At 70.9% G+C, this 15,498-nt stretch carries 14 protein-coding genes; 7 read left to right on the top strand and 7 right to left on the bottom strand.

The annotated features are described in order from the left end of the window. Positions 1 to 27: 27 nt before the first annotated feature. The gene (locus tag BUR94_RS04155; RefSeq protein ID WP_074254980.1) at positions 28 to 672 is read right to left on the bottom strand and encodes a pyrimidine 5'-nucleotidase; all 645 of its coding nucleotides are present in this window, start codon (positions 670 to 672) and stop codon (positions 28 to 30) included. Between the two features lie 99 nt (positions 673 to 771). Here BUR94_RS04155 and BUR94_RS04160 point away from each other — a divergent pair, with 99 nt between their 5' ends. Then, complete coding sequence (locus BUR94_RS04160) at positions 772 to 1,413, top strand: GntR family transcriptional regulator (RefSeq protein ID WP_074254981.1); 642 nt, start codon at positions 772 to 774, stop codon at positions 1,411 to 1,413. On the opposite strand, the gene BUR94_RS04165 is transcribed toward BUR94_RS04160, so the two are convergent. Then, positions 1,388 to 3,472: a glycosyltransferase gene (locus BUR94_RS04165; RefSeq protein WP_245794370.1), complete on the bottom strand. Its 2,085-nt coding sequence runs from the start codon at positions 3,470 to 3,472 to the stop codon at positions 1,388 to 1,390. The genes BUR94_RS04160 and BUR94_RS04165 overlap by 26 nt on opposite strands. Positions 3,473 to 3,637: 165 nt before the next feature. Continuing rightward, positions 3,638 to 4,792, bottom strand: coding sequence for a glutamine-hydrolyzing carbamoyl-phosphate synthase small subunit (carA, locus tag BUR94_RS04170; RefSeq protein ID WP_074254983.1), 1,155 nt, complete (start codon positions 4,790 to 4,792; stop codon positions 3,638 to 3,640). Between the two features lie 310 nt (positions 4,793 to 5,102). Between carA and BUR94_RS04175 the strand changes: the two genes are divergently transcribed. Next, positions 5,103 to 5,567 (top strand): GatB/YqeY domain-containing protein, encoded by a 465-nt coding sequence (locus BUR94_RS04175; protein ID WP_074254984.1) that lies wholly within the window; start codon positions 5,103 to 5,105, stop codon positions 5,565 to 5,567. A gap of 89 nt (positions 5,568 to 5,656) precedes the next feature. On the opposite strand, the gene BUR94_RS04180 is transcribed toward BUR94_RS04175, so the two are convergent. The 3 genes from BUR94_RS04180 to ctaD form a co-directional block, all read right to left on the bottom strand. After that, positions 5,657 to 6,556: a glycosyltransferase family protein gene (locus tag BUR94_RS04180; protein WP_074254985.1), complete on the bottom strand. Its 900-nt coding sequence runs from the start codon at positions 6,554 to 6,556 to the stop codon at positions 5,657 to 5,659. 7 nt (positions 6,557 to 6,563) lie between these two features. Beyond that, on the bottom strand, positions 6,564 to 7,055 hold the full coding sequence (locus tag BUR94_RS04185; protein WP_074254986.1) for a DUF2244 domain-containing protein: 492 nt from the start codon (positions 7,053 to 7,055) through the stop codon (positions 6,564 to 6,566). Positions 7,056 to 7,238: 183 nt separating this feature from the next. Continuing rightward, positions 7,239 to 8,912 (bottom strand): cytochrome c oxidase subunit I, encoded by a 1,674-nt coding sequence (gene ctaD, locus BUR94_RS04190; RefSeq protein ID WP_074254987.1) that lies wholly within the window; start codon positions 8,910 to 8,912, stop codon positions 7,239 to 7,241. 372 nt (positions 8,913 to 9,284) lie between these two features. Between ctaD and BUR94_RS04195 the strand changes: the two genes are divergently transcribed. The 4 genes from BUR94_RS04195 (at position 9,285) to BUR94_RS04210 (ending at position 14,035) form a co-directional block, all read left to right on the top strand. Further along, on the top strand, positions 9,285 to 9,653 hold the full coding sequence (locus tag BUR94_RS04195) for a response regulator transcription factor (RefSeq protein ID WP_074254988.1): 369 nt from the start codon (positions 9,285 to 9,287) through the stop codon (positions 9,651 to 9,653). Further along, on the top strand, positions 9,650 to 10,024 hold the full coding sequence (locus BUR94_RS20860) for a hypothetical protein (RefSeq protein WP_245794372.1): 375 nt from the start codon (positions 9,650 to 9,652) through the stop codon (positions 10,022 to 10,024). The genes BUR94_RS04195 and BUR94_RS20860 overlap by 4 nt, the downstream gene beginning before the upstream one ends. Then, the gene (locus BUR94_RS04205; protein WP_074254989.1) at positions 10,014 to 12,698 is read left to right on the top strand and encodes an ATP-binding protein; all 2,685 of its coding nucleotides are present in this window, start codon (positions 10,014 to 10,016) and stop codon (positions 12,696 to 12,698) included. Before BUR94_RS20860 ends, BUR94_RS04205 begins: the two co-directional genes overlap by 11 nt. 95 nt (positions 12,699 to 12,793) lie before the next feature. After that, positions 12,794 to 14,035 carry a FliM/FliN family flagellar motor switch protein gene (locus tag BUR94_RS04210; protein ID WP_139301219.1) on the top strand — a complete coding sequence of 414 codons (1,242 nt, stop codon included), beginning with the start codon at positions 12,794 to 12,796 and terminating at the stop codon, positions 14,033 to 14,035. A gap of 552 nt (positions 14,036 to 14,587) precedes the next feature. Here BUR94_RS04210 and BUR94_RS04215 read toward each other — a convergent pair. Further along, the gene (locus BUR94_RS04215) at positions 14,588 to 15,016 is read right to left on the bottom strand and encodes a protein tyrosine phosphatase family protein (RefSeq protein ID WP_074254991.1); all 429 of its coding nucleotides are present in this window, start codon (positions 15,014 to 15,016) and stop codon (positions 14,588 to 14,590) included. 134 nt (positions 15,017 to 15,150) lie between these two features. Here BUR94_RS04215 and BUR94_RS04220 point away from each other — a divergent pair, with 134 nt between their 5' ends. Continuing rightward, the gene (locus tag BUR94_RS04220) at positions 15,151 to 15,468 is read left to right on the top strand and encodes a TraR/DksA family transcriptional regulator (protein ID WP_074254992.1); all 318 of its coding nucleotides are present in this window, start codon (positions 15,151 to 15,153) and stop codon (positions 15,466 to 15,468) included. The last annotated feature ends 30 nt before the right edge of the window (positions 15,469 to 15,498 follow it).

Below are 15,498 nucleotides of genomic sequence, written 5' to 3' on the forward strand. Positions count from 1 at the left end.
CGAGAGGTTAACCCACCGGGCGGTGCATCAGAGCAGGGTCAGAAATCCGGTCAGGTCGCTGGTGTGGTGATGGATGTGCGGGGCCTCCAGCCGCTCGGGCGCGACGTGGACCGTGCGCATGCCCATCGCGTGCGGCGCGGCGAGGTTGCGGGGGTCGTCCTCGAACATGGCGGCGCGGGTCGGGTCGAGCCCCGCGCGGGCGAAGACGGCCTCGAAGGCGGCGCGCTCGGGCTTGGGCCGGAAGCCCGCGTGCTCGACCCCGAAGACCTCGTCGAAGAGGCCCGAGAGCCCGCGGGCGGCGATCACCCGCTCGGCGTAGGACCGGGAGCCATTGGTATAGACGAACTTTCGGCCGGGCAGGGCGGCGATGGCGGCGGCGAGCGCGTCATCCGCCTGGAGATGGTCGAGCGAGATGTCATGGACATGGGTGAGGTAGGGCGCCGGGTCGAGCCCGTGCACCTCCATCAGCCCGGCGAGGGTGGTGCCGTATTCGGCCCAGTACTTCTTGCGCAGCGCGTTGGCCTCGGGCTCCTCGATGCCCAGCGCCTCCATCACCCAGGCGGTCATCCGCACCTCGATCTGGTCGAAGAGCCGGGCCTCGGGCGGGTAGAGCGTGTTGTCGAGGTCGAAGACCCAGGCCGCGACATGGGAGAAGAGGGGGGCATGCGACATGGGGCGGACGCTAGGTGGTGCCGGGGTGCGGCGCAAGGCCCGCTTGCCTTGGGGCGGCGCGGGGGCATAGGCTCGCCGGACGGGACAGGAGAACGACGCATGCCGAGTGAACGGCCCCCGCAGAAAGACGCCTACGGGCTGATCCTCGAAGCGATCGACCACGGGACCTACAAGCCCGGCGACCGGCTGGTGGAGAGCGAACTGGCCGACCGTTTCGGGGTGTCGCGCACGCCGATCCGGGAGGCGCTGCAACGGCTGGAGACGCAAGGGATGCTGGTGCGCGACGGGCGCAGCCTGATCGTGGCCTCGCTCGACCACAACGCGCTGGCGGAGCTCTACATCGTGCGGGCCGAGCTGGAGGGGCTGGCGGCAAGGCTGGCGGCGCGCCATGCCACCGCCGAGGAGGTCAAGGTGCTCGGCCAGATGGTGCAGGACGACCGGGCGCGGGTGAGCGACCCGGCGGCGCTCTCACGCTCGAACCGGCGGTTTCACCGGCAGATCCACCTGGCCAGCCACAACCGCTTTCTGATCCAGCAGCTCGACCTGGTGCACCGGTCGATGGCGCTGCTGGCCACCACCTCGCTGGCCGCCGAGGGGCGGGGCGAGGCGGCGCTGGCGGAGCATCAGGCGATCGTCGATGCGCTGGCGGCCGGGGATGAGGCGGGCGCCGGAGAGGCGCTGCGCCGGCACATCTCGGCGGCCTTCGAGCAGCGGCTCAGGTTGGACGCGGCGCAGGATTGAGCGCCGCGGGTGCGGGCGCATTGGCCGGGGCCACCACGATGATCGGCGCCAGCTCGTCGTCTTCGGCGTGCAGGCCGTGGGTCGTCTTGTCCCAGTAGAAGGGCTTTGTGACGATCTCCCAGAGCGCCTTGTAGGAGGCGAGCGAGCCCAGCGGGTAGTAGAAGTGCAGGGTGGGCACCCATTTGTAGAGCGCGGGGTGGCCGGCGCGGCGGGTGCCGGTGAGGCCGGTGGCAATGTTCACCAGCTCGGAGGCGAAGAAGGTGATCGCCAGGGTCCAGACCGCCCAGCCCGGCATCCAGCCCGAGAGCGGGTGCCAGAGGCCCAGCACCACCAGCCAGAAGCTCCAGAGGAAGGGCGCGAGGACGAACTGGCTCAGCGCGCCGAGGAACAGCAGCTGAAACCCGGCGAACTGCCAGGCCCCGAGGTCGCGCCAGAGCCGGGCCGGGTTGCGCATGTGCACCGCCCAGGTGAGCGCGTAGCCCTTGAGCCAGCGCGAGCGTTGCTTGACCCAGGGCAGGGCGCGGCAGTTGGCCTCCTCGAAGGTGGTGCTCTCGATCAGCTCGGTGCGGTAGCCCATGCGGTAGAGCCGCATGCCGAGGTCGGCATCCTCGGTGACGTTGTGGGCATCCCAGCCGCCGATCTCGTCGAGCGCCTCGCGGCGGAAGAACAGCGTGGTGCCGCCGAGCGGGATGGCCCAGCCGAGCCGGGCGAGACCGGGCAGCACGACGCGGAACCAGCTGGCGTATTCGACGGCGAAGCAGCGTGACAGCCAGTTGGTGCCGGCGTTGTAGAAATCGAGCGCGCCCTGGAGGCAGGCGACCTCTGCGGGGCGCTCGTGGAAGCGCTGCACGACCTTGTGGATCTGGTCCGGCTCGGGGGCATCCTCGGCGTCCCACACGCCGACGATGGAGCCGCGGGTGAATTCGAGCGCGTAGTTCAGGGCGCGTGGCTTGGTTTGCACCGCGCCGCGCGGCACGGTGATGACCCGGATCCAGCCGGGCAGGGGCGTGCGCGAGAGGGTGAGGCGGGTGGTGTCGTCGGAGGCCTCCATGACGAGGCAGACATCGAGCAGCTCCTTGGGGTAGGTCAGCCGCGAGAGGCGCTGGATGAGGTGGCTGGCGATATGCTCTTCGCGGAAGAGCGGCACCATGACCGAGACCACCGGCAGCCGGGCGATGGCCGGGCGGCTGCGGCGGCTGTTGAAGGCGGGCAGCGCCGAGGCCAGGGCGAGCGGGGCTGCGGGCGGCGTGGCGCGGGCCGCGGCCTCGAGGTCGGCGCTGGCGCGGCGGCGTGCCCGGGCCTCGGCCCGCAGGCCATGCCAGACCAGCCCGGTGGCGGTGGCCTTCAGGGCCATCTGCAGCACCAGCGTTGCCACGGCCCAGCCGGTGAGCAGGGCGAAGCCGAGGCGCGGGGCGGCGAGGGCAATGAGCAGCGCGGCGATGCAGAGGGCGAGCAGAACGCGCTGCTTGCGGCGGGAGACGAACTCGCGGCAGCTCAGCGGCTCCGCCACCCGGCTCTCGGCCCGGCGCACCAGGGCCTTGGCGCGGATCTGCTGCACCGCCTGGAACACCTCCTGCTCCTGGGCCAGCGCCATGACGACCGGCCCGAACATGCGTGTGAGGGCCTCCTCGTGGCGAGCAAAGAGGTGCGGGCGGGCGGTGATGACGACGGTGAGCGAGCCCAGCCGCCGCCAGGGCAAGATGGTGTCGCGCAGGCAGCGCTCCGGGGTGTAGCGGTCCACCAGCCGGGGGTCGGGCGGCTCGAAGGCGGGGTCGATCACCCGCGCGCGCCACTGGGTGGCCAGGGCCGCCATCAGCTGGGCCTGGGAGATCATGCCGTGGGCGAGGAGGATCTCGCCCAGCCGGGCCTCCTCGCGCTGCTGCATGGCCAGGACCTTGAGCAGGTCGGCCGGGGCGAGCACGCCGGCATCGACGAGCACGGTGCCGAGCCGGGGCCGCTCGGCCTCGACCGGGCGCCGCGGCGTGACCAGACGCAGCGCACTGCCAAAATCTGACTCGGCAGCGCCGGTGGTGCGGCGCTGCGGCAGCGGGTTCAACACACGCTGTTCCTTCCCCTGGTGGCCGCGGGGGTCAGGCTTGGCAGCGGACTCCCGGAGGCAGACGTGGAGGCCCAGCAGCCGCCACGGTGCCACATTGCCGCCCGATTGGTTAAGGAACTGTTAAGAGTGCTCGGCGCGGCGCCGAAACGCCGCGCCGGGGGCGCGTCAGACGGCCACCTTCTCCTTCATCGCCGCCGCGAAGCGCTCGAAGAGGTAGAAGCTGTCTTGCGGGCCGGGGCTGGCCTCGGGGTGGTATTGCACCGAGAACACCGGGCGGCCTTCGACGGCGATGCCGCAGTTGGAGCCGTCGAAGAGCGAGACGTGGGTTTCCTTCACCCCGGCGGGGAGGGTCTGGCTGTCGACGGTGAAGCCGTGGTTCATCGAGGTGATCTCGACCTTGCCGGTGGTGAGGTCTTTCACCGGGTGGTTGGCGCCGTGGTGGCCGTGGTTCATCTTGATGGTCCGCGCCCCGAGCGCCAGCGCCAGCATCTGGTGGCCGAGGCAGATGCCGAAGACCGGGATGTCCTTTTCGAGCACCGATTTGATCATCGGCACGGCGTATTCGCCGGTCGCCGCCGGATCGCCCGGGCCGTTGGAGAGGAACACGCCCTCGGGCGCATGGGCCAGCACCTCCTCGGCGGTGGCGGTGGCGGGCAGGACGGTCACGTCGCAGCCCGCCGAGGCGAGGCAGCGCAGGATGTTGCGCTTGGCGCCGTAGTCGATGGCCACCACCTTGTGGCCGGGCCCCTCGCGGCGGGTGAAGCCCTCAGGCCAGGCCCAGCGCATCTCGTCCCAGCGGTAGGATTGGGCGCAGGTCACGTCTTTCGCGAGGTCGAGCCCGGTGAGACCGGGAAAGCCGCGGGCGGCGGCGATCAGCGCCTCGATGTCGAAATTGCCCTCGGGGTCGTGGGCGAGCGCCACGTGGGGGGCGCCCTGCTGGCGGATGGCGCGGGTCAGCCGCCGGGTATCGAGCCCGCCGATGCCCACCCGGCCGCGCTTTTCGAGCCAGCCCTGGAGCTTCTCGGCGGCGCGCCAGTTCGACGGCTCGGTCGGATCCCATTTGACCACCATGCCCTCGGCCACCGGATCGGCGGTTTCGTCATCCTCGGGGTTCACGCCCACATTGCCGACATGGGGGAAGGTGAAGGTCACGATCTGGCCCGCGTAGGAAGGGTCGGTCATGATCTCCTGGTAGCCGGTCATCGCGGTGTTGAAGCACAGCTCGGCGGTGCGCACGCCGGTTGCCCCGAAGCCTTGTCCGTAGAACAGCGTGCCATCGGCGAGGGCGAGGCAGGCGGTGGGTCTGGGCTGGCTGGGCATGGGCGCGACTCCTTCGGGGCAAGGCAAATCCGCCCGTGTCTAGGGCGGCGGGGAGGGGGCGTCAACCCGCTGTGGGGCGGGTTTTGGGCCGGTGCCTGGCCGGTGCCTGGCCGGTGTCTGGCCGGTGCCTGGCGCGCGCGAGGCCCATGCCGGGCGGGGGAGGCGGCGGCGTGAAACGGGCTGTTTCCGTGGCGTCCCCCTGCGCCCTGCTTGCCCCGCGCCGCCGGGCCGCTTAGGGTGCGCCCTTGTCTGGCCCGGGGGACGCGCACCCACTCATCGCGCGGCGGGCGCAAACAGGGAAATGGACTGCATGGATATCCGCACCCGCGTCGCCACGGCGCTGAAGGAGGCGATGAAGGCCAAGGAGGCCGACCGCCTCTCGACGCTGCGCCTGATCAACGCCGCGATCAAGGACAAGGACATCGCCGCACGGGGCGAGAACGGCGCCGGTGAGGCGGGCGTGACCGATGCCGAGGTGCTGGGCATCCTGGGCAAGATGGTCAAGCAGCGCCAGGAGAGCGCACGGGCCTACGAGGAAGGCGGGCGGCTCGATCTTGCCGAGCGCGAGCTGGCCGAGGTGAAGGTGATCGAGGAGTTCCTGCCGCAGCAGCTTTCCCAGGCGGAGACCGAGGCGGCGGTCAACGAGGCGATTGCCGAGGTGGGCGCCGAGAGCATCCGAGACATGGGCAAGGTGATGGGCCTCCTGAAGGAACGCTACACCGGCCAGATGGATTTTGGCGCCGTCGGCCCGATGGTGAAGGACCGGCTGGCCTAGGAGAAGGCGGGCAGATTGACCACCCTGCGGCTGCCCGGAGCGGTGGGGGGTGAATTTCCGCCACGCACCGGCCTGCGCCGCCGCCTGTCTTAGCCCGGCAAGGTCGGAAAGGCCGACCGGATCCGCGCCTCCTCCTCCGAACCCACGGCGAAGCGCTCCACGAAGCGTGCCTTGAACGACACCCGCCCGCGGCGGGCGCCGAAGTTCTCGCCGTGGTTGAGGATGTAGAGCGCGGCGGGCGCGTGCAGGGGGGCCAGCGGGCGGCCCGCCAGCGCGGCGAGGTAGGGAAACATCCGGTGCTCGTGGGCGGTGAGCGCCTCCAGAAAAGCGGCATCGCCCGGATCGCGGGTGCAGCGGAAGGCGGCGCAGGAGCCGCAGAGCTTCCAGAAGGGTTTCTGCCCCGGCTGGGCGAGGCTGCGGCGGGCGGCGCGGGCAAAGGTGCCGGTGCCGACGTTCATCAGCCATCCGTCCTGCACCAGGTAGCCACCGGGCATGCGGCGGGTCAGCATTTCGGCCACCGCGCCGCGGGCGAGCAGGTCGTCGGCATCGAAGGGCATCACGTAGCCATCCTCCGGCCCGTGGTCGGGCAGGGCGCGGCAGAGGGCGGCGAGCTTGCGCCACTTGTCGTTGCCCTCGACCGCTTCGGTGAAGGGCAGGAAGATGATGCGGGGGTCGTCAGGGAGAGCGGGCGCGTCCTGCCCGCAGACCAGCGCCCGCCAGCGGCTATCGGTCTGGGCCGCGAGGCTGGCCAGCGTCTCGGAGAGACGCGCCTCCACGGTGGCCCAGTCGCCGACGTGGTGGCGGCCTACCAGCGGGATCAGGAACACCACCTCGGGGGCCGTGGGCGCGGCCAGCGGCTGCGCGCGGCGCGCCAGCGCGGCCTGCTCGGAGGGCGCGGGCCCGAGCGCGCGGGCCAGCGCGGGCGAGAGGGCGGCGGCGGCGCGGAGCGCGGCGCGTTTCCATTTGGGGGTGGCGGGGGCTTGGGCCATGGCGGGGTCAGTCGCGAAGCGGCAGGAGGGCGGCGAGGTCGGCGTGGAGCGCCTTGCGCTCGTCTTCGCCGAGAAACGCCCCGATTTCAACCTCGCGGCCCTTGCCGGAGAGCGTGATGTAGTGCGGCACCGGCCCGCCGGTGCGGTGCAGGGTGACCCGGACCCAATGGGGGTTTTCCTCCCAGGTCTGCGCGGGGCCGCGCGGGTTGTGCCGGGTGAGGGTGAGGCGGCTGTCTGTCAGGGTCAGCTCCTCGAGGATCTCGCCGTCGCGGTAGCTGCGTTGCAGCAGCGCGTAGAGCAGCCAGAGCGCGCCCAGCATGAAGGGCAGGAGGCCCCAGAGCACGGGCGTGCCCAGCGCCGGGATCAGCGGCACCGCCAGCAGTGCCGCCGTGGCGCCGATGAACCAGACGAAGCCGACCCTGGGCAGCGAGCGGTGCGGCCAGGCCTGGAGCCGGGCGCGGGTGCCTTGGGGCGGAGGATCGGACCAGGTGTAGGGCATCGGGGGTGAGTCTATCCCTGCGGCGTGCCGGGGGCGAGGGGCGGCTCATCGGGGCCTTGCCTTGCGGCGCGGCCGCTCTTCGCCGCTGTGGGGGGCAGATGGCCCAGCCTGCGTGGGGATCGCCCGATGAAGAAAGGCCCCGGGCGCGGTGCCGGGGCCTTTGTCTTTTTCAGCCGGTCCGCCTCAGTGGTGGGCGACCTTGTCCCAGTCCTCGCGCTTGGGGAGCGTCTCGAAGGTGTGCTCCGGGGGCGGGGAGGGCAGGGTCCACTCCAGCGTGTCGGCGTGCTCGTTCCACGGGTTGGCCGCGGGCGAGGGCGCGCCCTTCCGCATCGCGTAGATGATCGTGACGATGAAGAACAGGAAGCTGGCGAAGCTGAGGAAGGCGCCCATCGAGCTGATGTAGTTCCAGAAGGCGAAGGCTTCGGGGTAGTCGATGTAGCGGCGCGGCATGCCCTGACGGCCCAGGAAGTGCTGGGGGAAGAAGGTCATGTTGGCGCCGATGAAGAAGGCCCAGAAATGGATCTTGCCTGCGGTTTCGGAGTACATCCGGCCGGTGAACTTGGGGAAGTAGAAGTAGATCCCGGCAAAGATCGTGAACACCGCCCCGAGGCTCATCACGTAGTGGAAGTGCGCCACGACGTAGTAGGTGTCGTGATAGGCGCGGTCGATCCCGGCCTGGGAGAGTACGACGCCGGTCACCCCGCCCACGGTGAAGAGGAAGAGGAAGCCGAAGGCCCAGAGCATCGGCGTCTTGAACTCGATGGAGCCGCCCCACATGGTCGCGATCCAGGAGAAGATCTTGATGCCGGTGGGCACCGCGATCACCATGGTCGCCAGCATGAAGTAGCTCTGCTGGGTCAGCGACATGCCGACGGTGTACATGTGGTGCGCCCAGACGACGAAGCCCAGCACCCCGATCCCGATCAGCGCCCAGACCATCGGCAGGTAGCCGAAGATCGGCTTGCGGGCGAAGGTGCCGATGACGTGGGAGATGATCCCGAAGCCGGGAAGGATCACGATATACACTTCCGGATGTCCGAAGAACCAAAGGATGTGCTGGTAGAGGATCGGGTCACCGCCGCCCGAGGGGGCGAAGAAGGTGGTGCCGAAGTTGCGGTCGGTCAGCAGCATGGTGATGGCGCCGGCCAGCACCGGCAGGGCCAGCAGGATCAGCCAGGCGGTCACGAAGATCGACCAGCTGAAGAGCGGCACCTTGAACAGCGTCATGCCGGGCGCGCGCATGTTCAGGAAGGTGGTGATCATGTTGATCGCGCCGAGGATCGAGGAGGCGCCCGAGACGTGGACCGCGAAGATCGCGAGGTCCATCGAGTAGCCGCCCTCGTTGGTCGACAGCGGCGGGTAGAGCACCCAGCCCACGCCGGAGCCGAGCTGGCCGTTGCCGCCGGGCGAGAGCACCGAGGCCACCGCCAGCGCCGTGCCGGTGACAAAGAGCCAGTAGCTGAGGTTGTTCAGCCGCGGGAAGGCCATGTCGGGCGCGCCGATCTGGAGCGGCATCAGGTAGTTGCCGAAGCCGCCGAAGAGTGCGGGGATCACCACGAAGAACATCATCAGGATGCCGTGGGCGGTGACCAGCACGTTCCAGAGGTGGCCATTGGGCGTGCATTCGGTGGCGGCATCGGCCACCATCCGGGCGCCCTCGGCGCACATGAACTGCACGCCCGGGTTCATCAGTTCCATCCGCATGTAGACGGTGAAGGCCACCGAGATGAAACCCACCACCGCGGCGGTGAAGAGGTAGAGAATGCCGATGTCCTTGTGGTTCGTCGACATGAACCAACGGGTGAAGAAGGACCGGTTGTCCTCGTGGTCGTGACCGTGAACGGTGGCGTCCGCCATAGGTGCTGCCTCCCGGCTTGCGTGTTTTGTCCGAGCGGTAGAGCGAAAAGGCCTGTGCATCGCGCAGCACGGCCCGGCTCTCCCTTCCGATCCTGCTTTTAGGCAAGCCGTTCAGGGACGGCAATGTGCAAGTGGTCGCAGGGGGTGGAATTCTGGCCTGCCCGAGCAGGTTTTGCGGCCCGCATCGGCCCGCATTGGCCCGGCTCATCCCCGGGCGACGGGCTGCGGGCGCCGTGCGGGCGACCAGAGGCAGCGCAGAGGCGCGTTTGGGCGGCGCGGGCGAGTCGGCCGCCCCGCCCGGCGTTTTGACACGCCCGCCGGAAGGGTGTCATATGGCCGCCAAGCTGCGGCGGGGCAAGGGGAGGAGCTCGGTTGGGCAAGCGGGTGCTGCTGGTGGAAGACGAGCCGAACATCATCGAGGCGATCCGGTTCATCCTGAGCCGCGATGGCTGGCGGGTGGACACCCATTCGGACGGCGCGACGGCGCTGGAGGCGGTGGCGCGCGCCCGGCCCGACGTGATGGTGCTCGACGTGATGCTGCCCGGGAAGTCGGGCTTCGACATCCTGCGCGAGCTGCGCGCCGACGAGGCCACCCGCAGCCTGCCGGTGCTGATGCTCACCGCCAAGGGCCAGGGCAAGGACCGCGAGCTGGCCTTGCAGTTCGGGGCCAACCGCTTCATGACAAAGCCCTTTTCCAACGACGAGGTGCTCGACTGCCTGCGCGAGCTGGCGGGCGAATGAGCCGCCTGGGCGAGGGCGAGGCGGCGGAGGGGCCGCCGGATGCGCCGCCCCCCGAGGCGCCCGCCAGCCGGCGGCTCATCGACATCGCCGACCGGGTGGATGGCGAGGACATTCCGCTTTTCCTGGCGCGCGAGACCTATCGCCGCCGCCGCCTGATGGATGCCGCGCGGCTGCTGCCGGTGGTGGGCCTCGGCCTGGTGCTGTTTCCGCTGCTGTGGATCGGCCAGGGCGCGGGGCCGCAGACGCGGGTCGGCGTGATCTACCTTTTCGCGGTCTGGGCGCTGCTGATCGCGGTCGCGGGCTTCGTGGCGGCGCGGCTCTCGGCGCCGCTGCCGCCGGGCAAGGCCGACGAGAGGGACGATGTCGTTTAACCTGCTCGTCGCGGTCTCGCTGCTCTACGTGGGCTTCCTCTTTCTGGTTGCCTTTCTCGCCGAGCGCCGCGCCCAGCGGGGGATGCCGCGCTGGCTGCGCTCGCCGATCATCTACACGCTGTCGCTGAGCGTCTACTGCACGGCCTGGACCTTCTATGGCGCGGTGGGCTACGCCGCCCGCTCGGGGCTGGAATACCTCACCATCTACCTCGGGCCGACGCTGGTGCTGACCGGCTGGTGGCTGGTGCTGCGCAAGCTGGTGCGGGTGGGGCGGACGCAGCGGATCACCTCGATCGCCGACCTGATCTCGAACCGCTACGGCAAGTCGAACGCGCTGGGCGTGCTGGTGACGCTGCTCGCGGTCATCGGCACCACGCCCTACATCGCGCTCCAGCTCCAGTCTGTCACGCTCTCGCTCGATGTCTTTGCCCAGGCCTCGGCGGAGGGCCAGGCGGAGCTCTCGGCCCGCAACGCGCTCTGGGTCGCGGGCGGGCTGGCGCTGTTCACGATCCTCTTCGGCACCCGCAACCTGGATGCCAACGAGCGCCATCACGGCGTGGTCACCGCCATCGCGGTGGAGGCGGTGGTGAAACTCATCGCCCTGCTGGCGGTGGGGATCTTCGTGGTCTGGGGGCTGGCGGGGGGCGTGGGCGACATGCTGGCGCGGATCGACGCCTCGCCGATGGCCGAATGGCCGCTGCACCCGAGCCGCTGGGCGGGGCTCACCTTTCTCAGTGCCGCCGCGATCTTCTGCCTGCCCCGGATGTTCCAGGTGCTGGTCGTCGAGAACTCGGACGAGGCGCATCTGGCCACCGCCTCCTGGGCCTTTCCGCTCTACCTGATGCTGATGAGCCTCTTCGTGGTGCCGATTGCGGTGATGGGGCTGGAGCGGATGCCCGCGGGCTCCAACCCCGACCTCTTCGTGCTGACCCTGCCGCTCAGCGAGGGGCGGGGCGGGCTGGCGGTGCTGGCCTTCCTGGGCGGCCTCTCCAGCGCCACGAGCATGGTGATCGTGGCGGCCATCGCGCTCTCCACGATGGTCTCGAACCACATTGTCATGCCGCTCTGGCTCAGCCGCCAGCAGGTGGGCGGGGTCACCATGGCGGGCGACGTGCGCGCGGTGGTGCTGACGGCGCGGCGGATCTCGATCGGGGGCGTGCTGCTGCTGGGCTATCTCTATTACCGGCTCTCGGGCGGGTCGGAGGCGCTGGCGGCCATTGGCCTGATCTCCTTTGCCGGGGTCGCGCAGGCGCTGCCGGCGCTGCTGGGCGGGCTGTTCTGGCGCGGGGCCACGCGGAAGGGGGCGATGGCGGGGCTGGTCACCGGCTTTGCGCTCTGGGCCTGGACGCTGTTCCTGCCGAGTTTCGGGCCCGGCGGGCCGATCGGCGCGGCGATCCTCGCGGAGGGGCCGCTGGAGATCGACTGGCTGCGGCCGCGCGCGCTGTTCGGCATCGAGGGCCTCGACCCGCTGGTGCATTCGCTCTTCTGGTCGGTGGGGCTGAACACGCTGGCCTTTCTCACCGTGTCGCTCAGCACCTTTCCGGGCCCGCTGGAACGGCTGCAATCGGCGCAGGTGGTCAATGTCTTTGCCCATACCGTCGGCGCGCGCGGTTGGGCGCGGGGCAGCGCCGAGGCGGAAGACCTGCTGATGATGGCGCAGCGGATCCTCGGCGCGGGCGAGGCGCAGGCGCTGTTCCGACGGCAGGCGGAGGCGCAGGGCAAGGGCGGGCAGCTGCCCGAGATCACGCCCGAGTTTCTCGGCCTGCTGGAGCGCGAGCTGGCGGGATCGGTGGGCGCGGCCACGGCGCATGCGATGGTGGGCCAGATCGCGGGCGGCTCCTCGGTGCTGGTGGAAGACCTGATGCGGGTGGCCGACGAGGCGCAGCAGATCCTCGAATACTCCAGCCAGCTCGAACAGAAGTCCGACGAGCTGGCCCGCACCGCCCGCCAGCTTGGCGAGGCCAACGAGAAGCTGACCCAGCTCTCGATCCAGAAGGACGCCTTTCTCAGCCAGATCAGCCACGAGCTGCGCACCCCGATGACCTCGATCCGCTCGTTCAGCGAGCTGCTGCGCGGCGGCGGGCTGGAGGAGGCCGATCAGGCCCGCTTCGCCGGCATCATCCACGACGAGGCCCGCCGCCTGACGCGTCTGCTCAACGACCTGCTCGACCTCGGGGTGATGGAGAACGCACAGGTGAGCCTCAACCTCGCCCCGGTGCGGCTGTCGGACCTGCTCGACCGGGCGGTGGCCTCGGGCGCGCCCGATGGCGCGGCGCTGCGCATCCGGCGCGACCTGGCCCGCGAGCGCCAGCAGATCGTCACCGATGGCGACCGGCTGGTGCAGGTCTTCATCAACCTCATCGCCAATGCCGCCAAGTATTGTGACGCGCCGGCGCCCGAACTCAGGATCGAGGTGGGCGAGGAGGGCGGCCAGATGACGGTGGACTTCATCGACAACGGCAGCGGGATTGCCGAGCGCTCGCGGGAGATCATCTTCGAGAAATTCGCAAGGCTGACCGATACCGCCGCCGCCGGAGGCGCGGGGCTCGGGCTGGCGATCTGCCGCGAGATCATGACCCGGCTGGGCGGCACGGTGGAATATCTGCCGGGCAAGGGCGGCGCCGCCTTTCGCACCCGGTTGCCGATGGCCGGGCAGGCCGGGCGTGCGGCCTGAGGCAGGGCTTGGCGCGGGGCCGGATCGCAGGCCGGGGTTAACCAATTTCAAACCTCGGCATGGCACAACGGGCCGGAATCCGCCCCGCGTGGGACATGCCCGATGGAGCCATGACCGACACATCACGAGACCCTGTGCTGCGCCGGAAGCTCGCCGCCGCCGCGCCCGACCCGGCGCTGGCCGTGGCCGGGCTGCCGCCTGTCGAAAAGGCGCTGGGCCTCGCCATGGCGCGGGTGTCGGACAGGATGATGCGGCTGGTGGTGGCCGCCGAGGCCGCCGCCCAGGCCACCCGGTCGCTGGCCGAACTGCTCGACGAGCTGCCGGCCAACGGGCTCTATGCGGTGCTGGAGGGCCCGCAGGAGGCGCAGGGCGTGATGGTGCTCGACAACGCGCTAATGGGCGCGCTGATCGAGCAGCAGACGGCGGGCGCGCTCTCGCCCGGCGCGCCGGTGGCCCGCAAGCCGACCCGGACCGATGCCGCGCTCTGCGCCGACTGGATCGACGCGGTGCTGCGCGCCCTGGCCGAAACCTACGTGGAGGCGGCGCAGGCGAGCTGGCTCTCGGGCTTCGGATTTTCGTGCCACCTGCCCGATGCCCGCCCGCTCGGCCTGATGCTGGAGGACGAGCCCTACCGCGTGCTCGATTTCGCGCTCGATCTCGGGTCCGGCGCGCGCAAGGGCGCGGGCAAGCTGATTCTGCCCGCGCTGGGCCGCGCGCCGGAGGGGCGGCCCGCCAGCACCGGCGAGCCGGGCGCGGCGCCGCATCCCGATGCCCGCGCGGCCTGGGAGCGGCGGATGGAGGCGCAGGTGATGGATGCCGAGGTCACCCTGCTCGCCGTGCTGCACCGGACCGAGCGCAGCATCGGCCAGGTGCTCGATTTCGCCCCGGGCGACCTGCTGGCGCTGCCGCCGGGCGCGTTGGGGGCGCTCCGGCTGGAAACCGGCGATGGCACGGCGGTGGCCTGCGGGCGGCTCGGCCAGAGCGCCGGCGTGCGGGCCGTGCGTCTGGTCGAGGCGGGCGAGACGGGCGAGGCGCAGGAGGATCCGCTGGGCGCGGCGATGGCGGCGCTGGACGACGAGGGGGCCGACCGCGCGGCGGGGCTGCCGAGGATGCCGGAGACGGAGCCGCTGCCCGATCTGCCCGAGTTGCCCGATCTGCCCGAACTCGACGGGTTCGACGGCATGGGCGAGGATCCGGACAGCCTTGCCGGGCTGGACGACGACGACCTGCCCGAACTGCCCGAGCTGCCGGGCGGGGGTGGCGCCGGGGCGGGCGGCCTGCCCGACCTGCCGGAGATGGCCGATCTCCCGGACCTCGAGAGCCGGACCGCCAGCTGAGGGCGCGGCGGCGCAACCAAGGGGGCCCGCCCGGCGGCGCGGATCCGACGAGGCAGGCGGTTGATCGGCTTGGAGGGCGGCGGCTTGGGCGGGTTGCCGGGCCTTGGGGCGCCTTGCGGGGCGGTCGGCCCTCGTGTCAGGCCTCGCTCTGGGCTGCGCGCGGTGGCGTTCATCGGCTTGGAGGGCGGCGGCTTGGGCGGGTTGCCGCGCCTTGGGGTGCCGCGCGGGCGGTCGGCCCCGGTGTCAGGCCTCGCTCCGGGCCGCGCGCGGTGGCGTTCATCGGCTCGGAGGGCGGCTTGGGCGGGTTGCCGCGCCTTGGGGCACCTTGCGGGGCGCTCGGCCTTGGTGAGGAGCTTCGTGGAGGGCCGCGGGTCGTGCGTTTGGTCGGCTTGGAAGGCGGCCGCTTGGGCGGCTTGCCGGGCGGCGCCGCTGCGGTCGGCCCCGGTGAGGAGCCTCGCTCTGGACCGGGCGTGCGGTGGCTATAGTCGGCTTGCACGGCGGCTTGCGGGTCTGCCGCGCCTTGGGGCGGGAGGCCGGGTGATGCGGGGGCGGTCAGCCCTGGTGCAGGGCCTCGAGCCGGGGTGTGAGCATGCCCAGGTCGTAGCCCGCGCGGGCGGCGGCCTCGATCAGCTCGGCGGGCGGCGTGTCGGGCGCGGCGCCGAGCATCCAGAGCACGGTGCAGCGGGTGCCCGACTGGCAATAGGCCAGCACCGGGCCGGGGGCGGCCTCGATCGCCTCGCGCTGCCGGGCGATCACCTCGTCGGTCATCGACGAGTGCACCACGGGGTTGACGATGAAGGTGAGGCCCGCCGCCTCGGCTGCCGCGCCCACGTCGCTGGCCTGGAGCCCGGGCGGCACCTCGCCGTCGGGCCGGTTGCAGATGATCGTGGCGAAGCCCGCCTCGGCCAGGGCCTGGACCTCGTCGGGAGAAATCTGCGGCGAGACCGAGAGCTTGGGCGTGAGCTGGCGAAGCGCTGGCATGGGTCATCCTTTCTGAGGCGCTGTCTGCTGGGGCCGGTGCAACCACCGGGCCCCTGAGGTTTGATATACCTCAAGGAAGCCCGACTGCCAGCGGTTTAGCCTCTGGACAGGGCAGCGAAGGAGGACCTCGCCGAATGACCGACCTCATGACCCGCAAGGCCGCGCTGGAGAAGCGCCTCGCCGAGCTTGACGATCGTCTGCACGAGATCCGCGACGAGCTGGTGAGCCACAACTCCGCCGATTGGGAGGAGCTGGCGACCGAGCGCGAGGAGGACGAGGTGCTGGAGGGGCAGGGGCTTCAGGGCCAGGCCGAAATGGCCGCCATCCGCGCTGCGCTGGACCGCATCGAGGCGGGCGACTACGGGTTCTGCACCCGGTGCGGCACCGAGATCTCGCAGGAGCGGCTCGACCTGCTGCCGCATACACCCTTCTGCAAGGCCTGCGCGCGCTGAACCTTCGCCCCCCGGTGACTTGTCTTTCCA

Origin of the sequence: Vannielia litorea (genome assembly GCF_900142295.1) — a bacterium.
Classification (GTDB): Bacteria; Pseudomonadota; Alphaproteobacteria; order Rhodobacterales; family Rhodobacteraceae; genus Vannielia; species Vannielia litorea.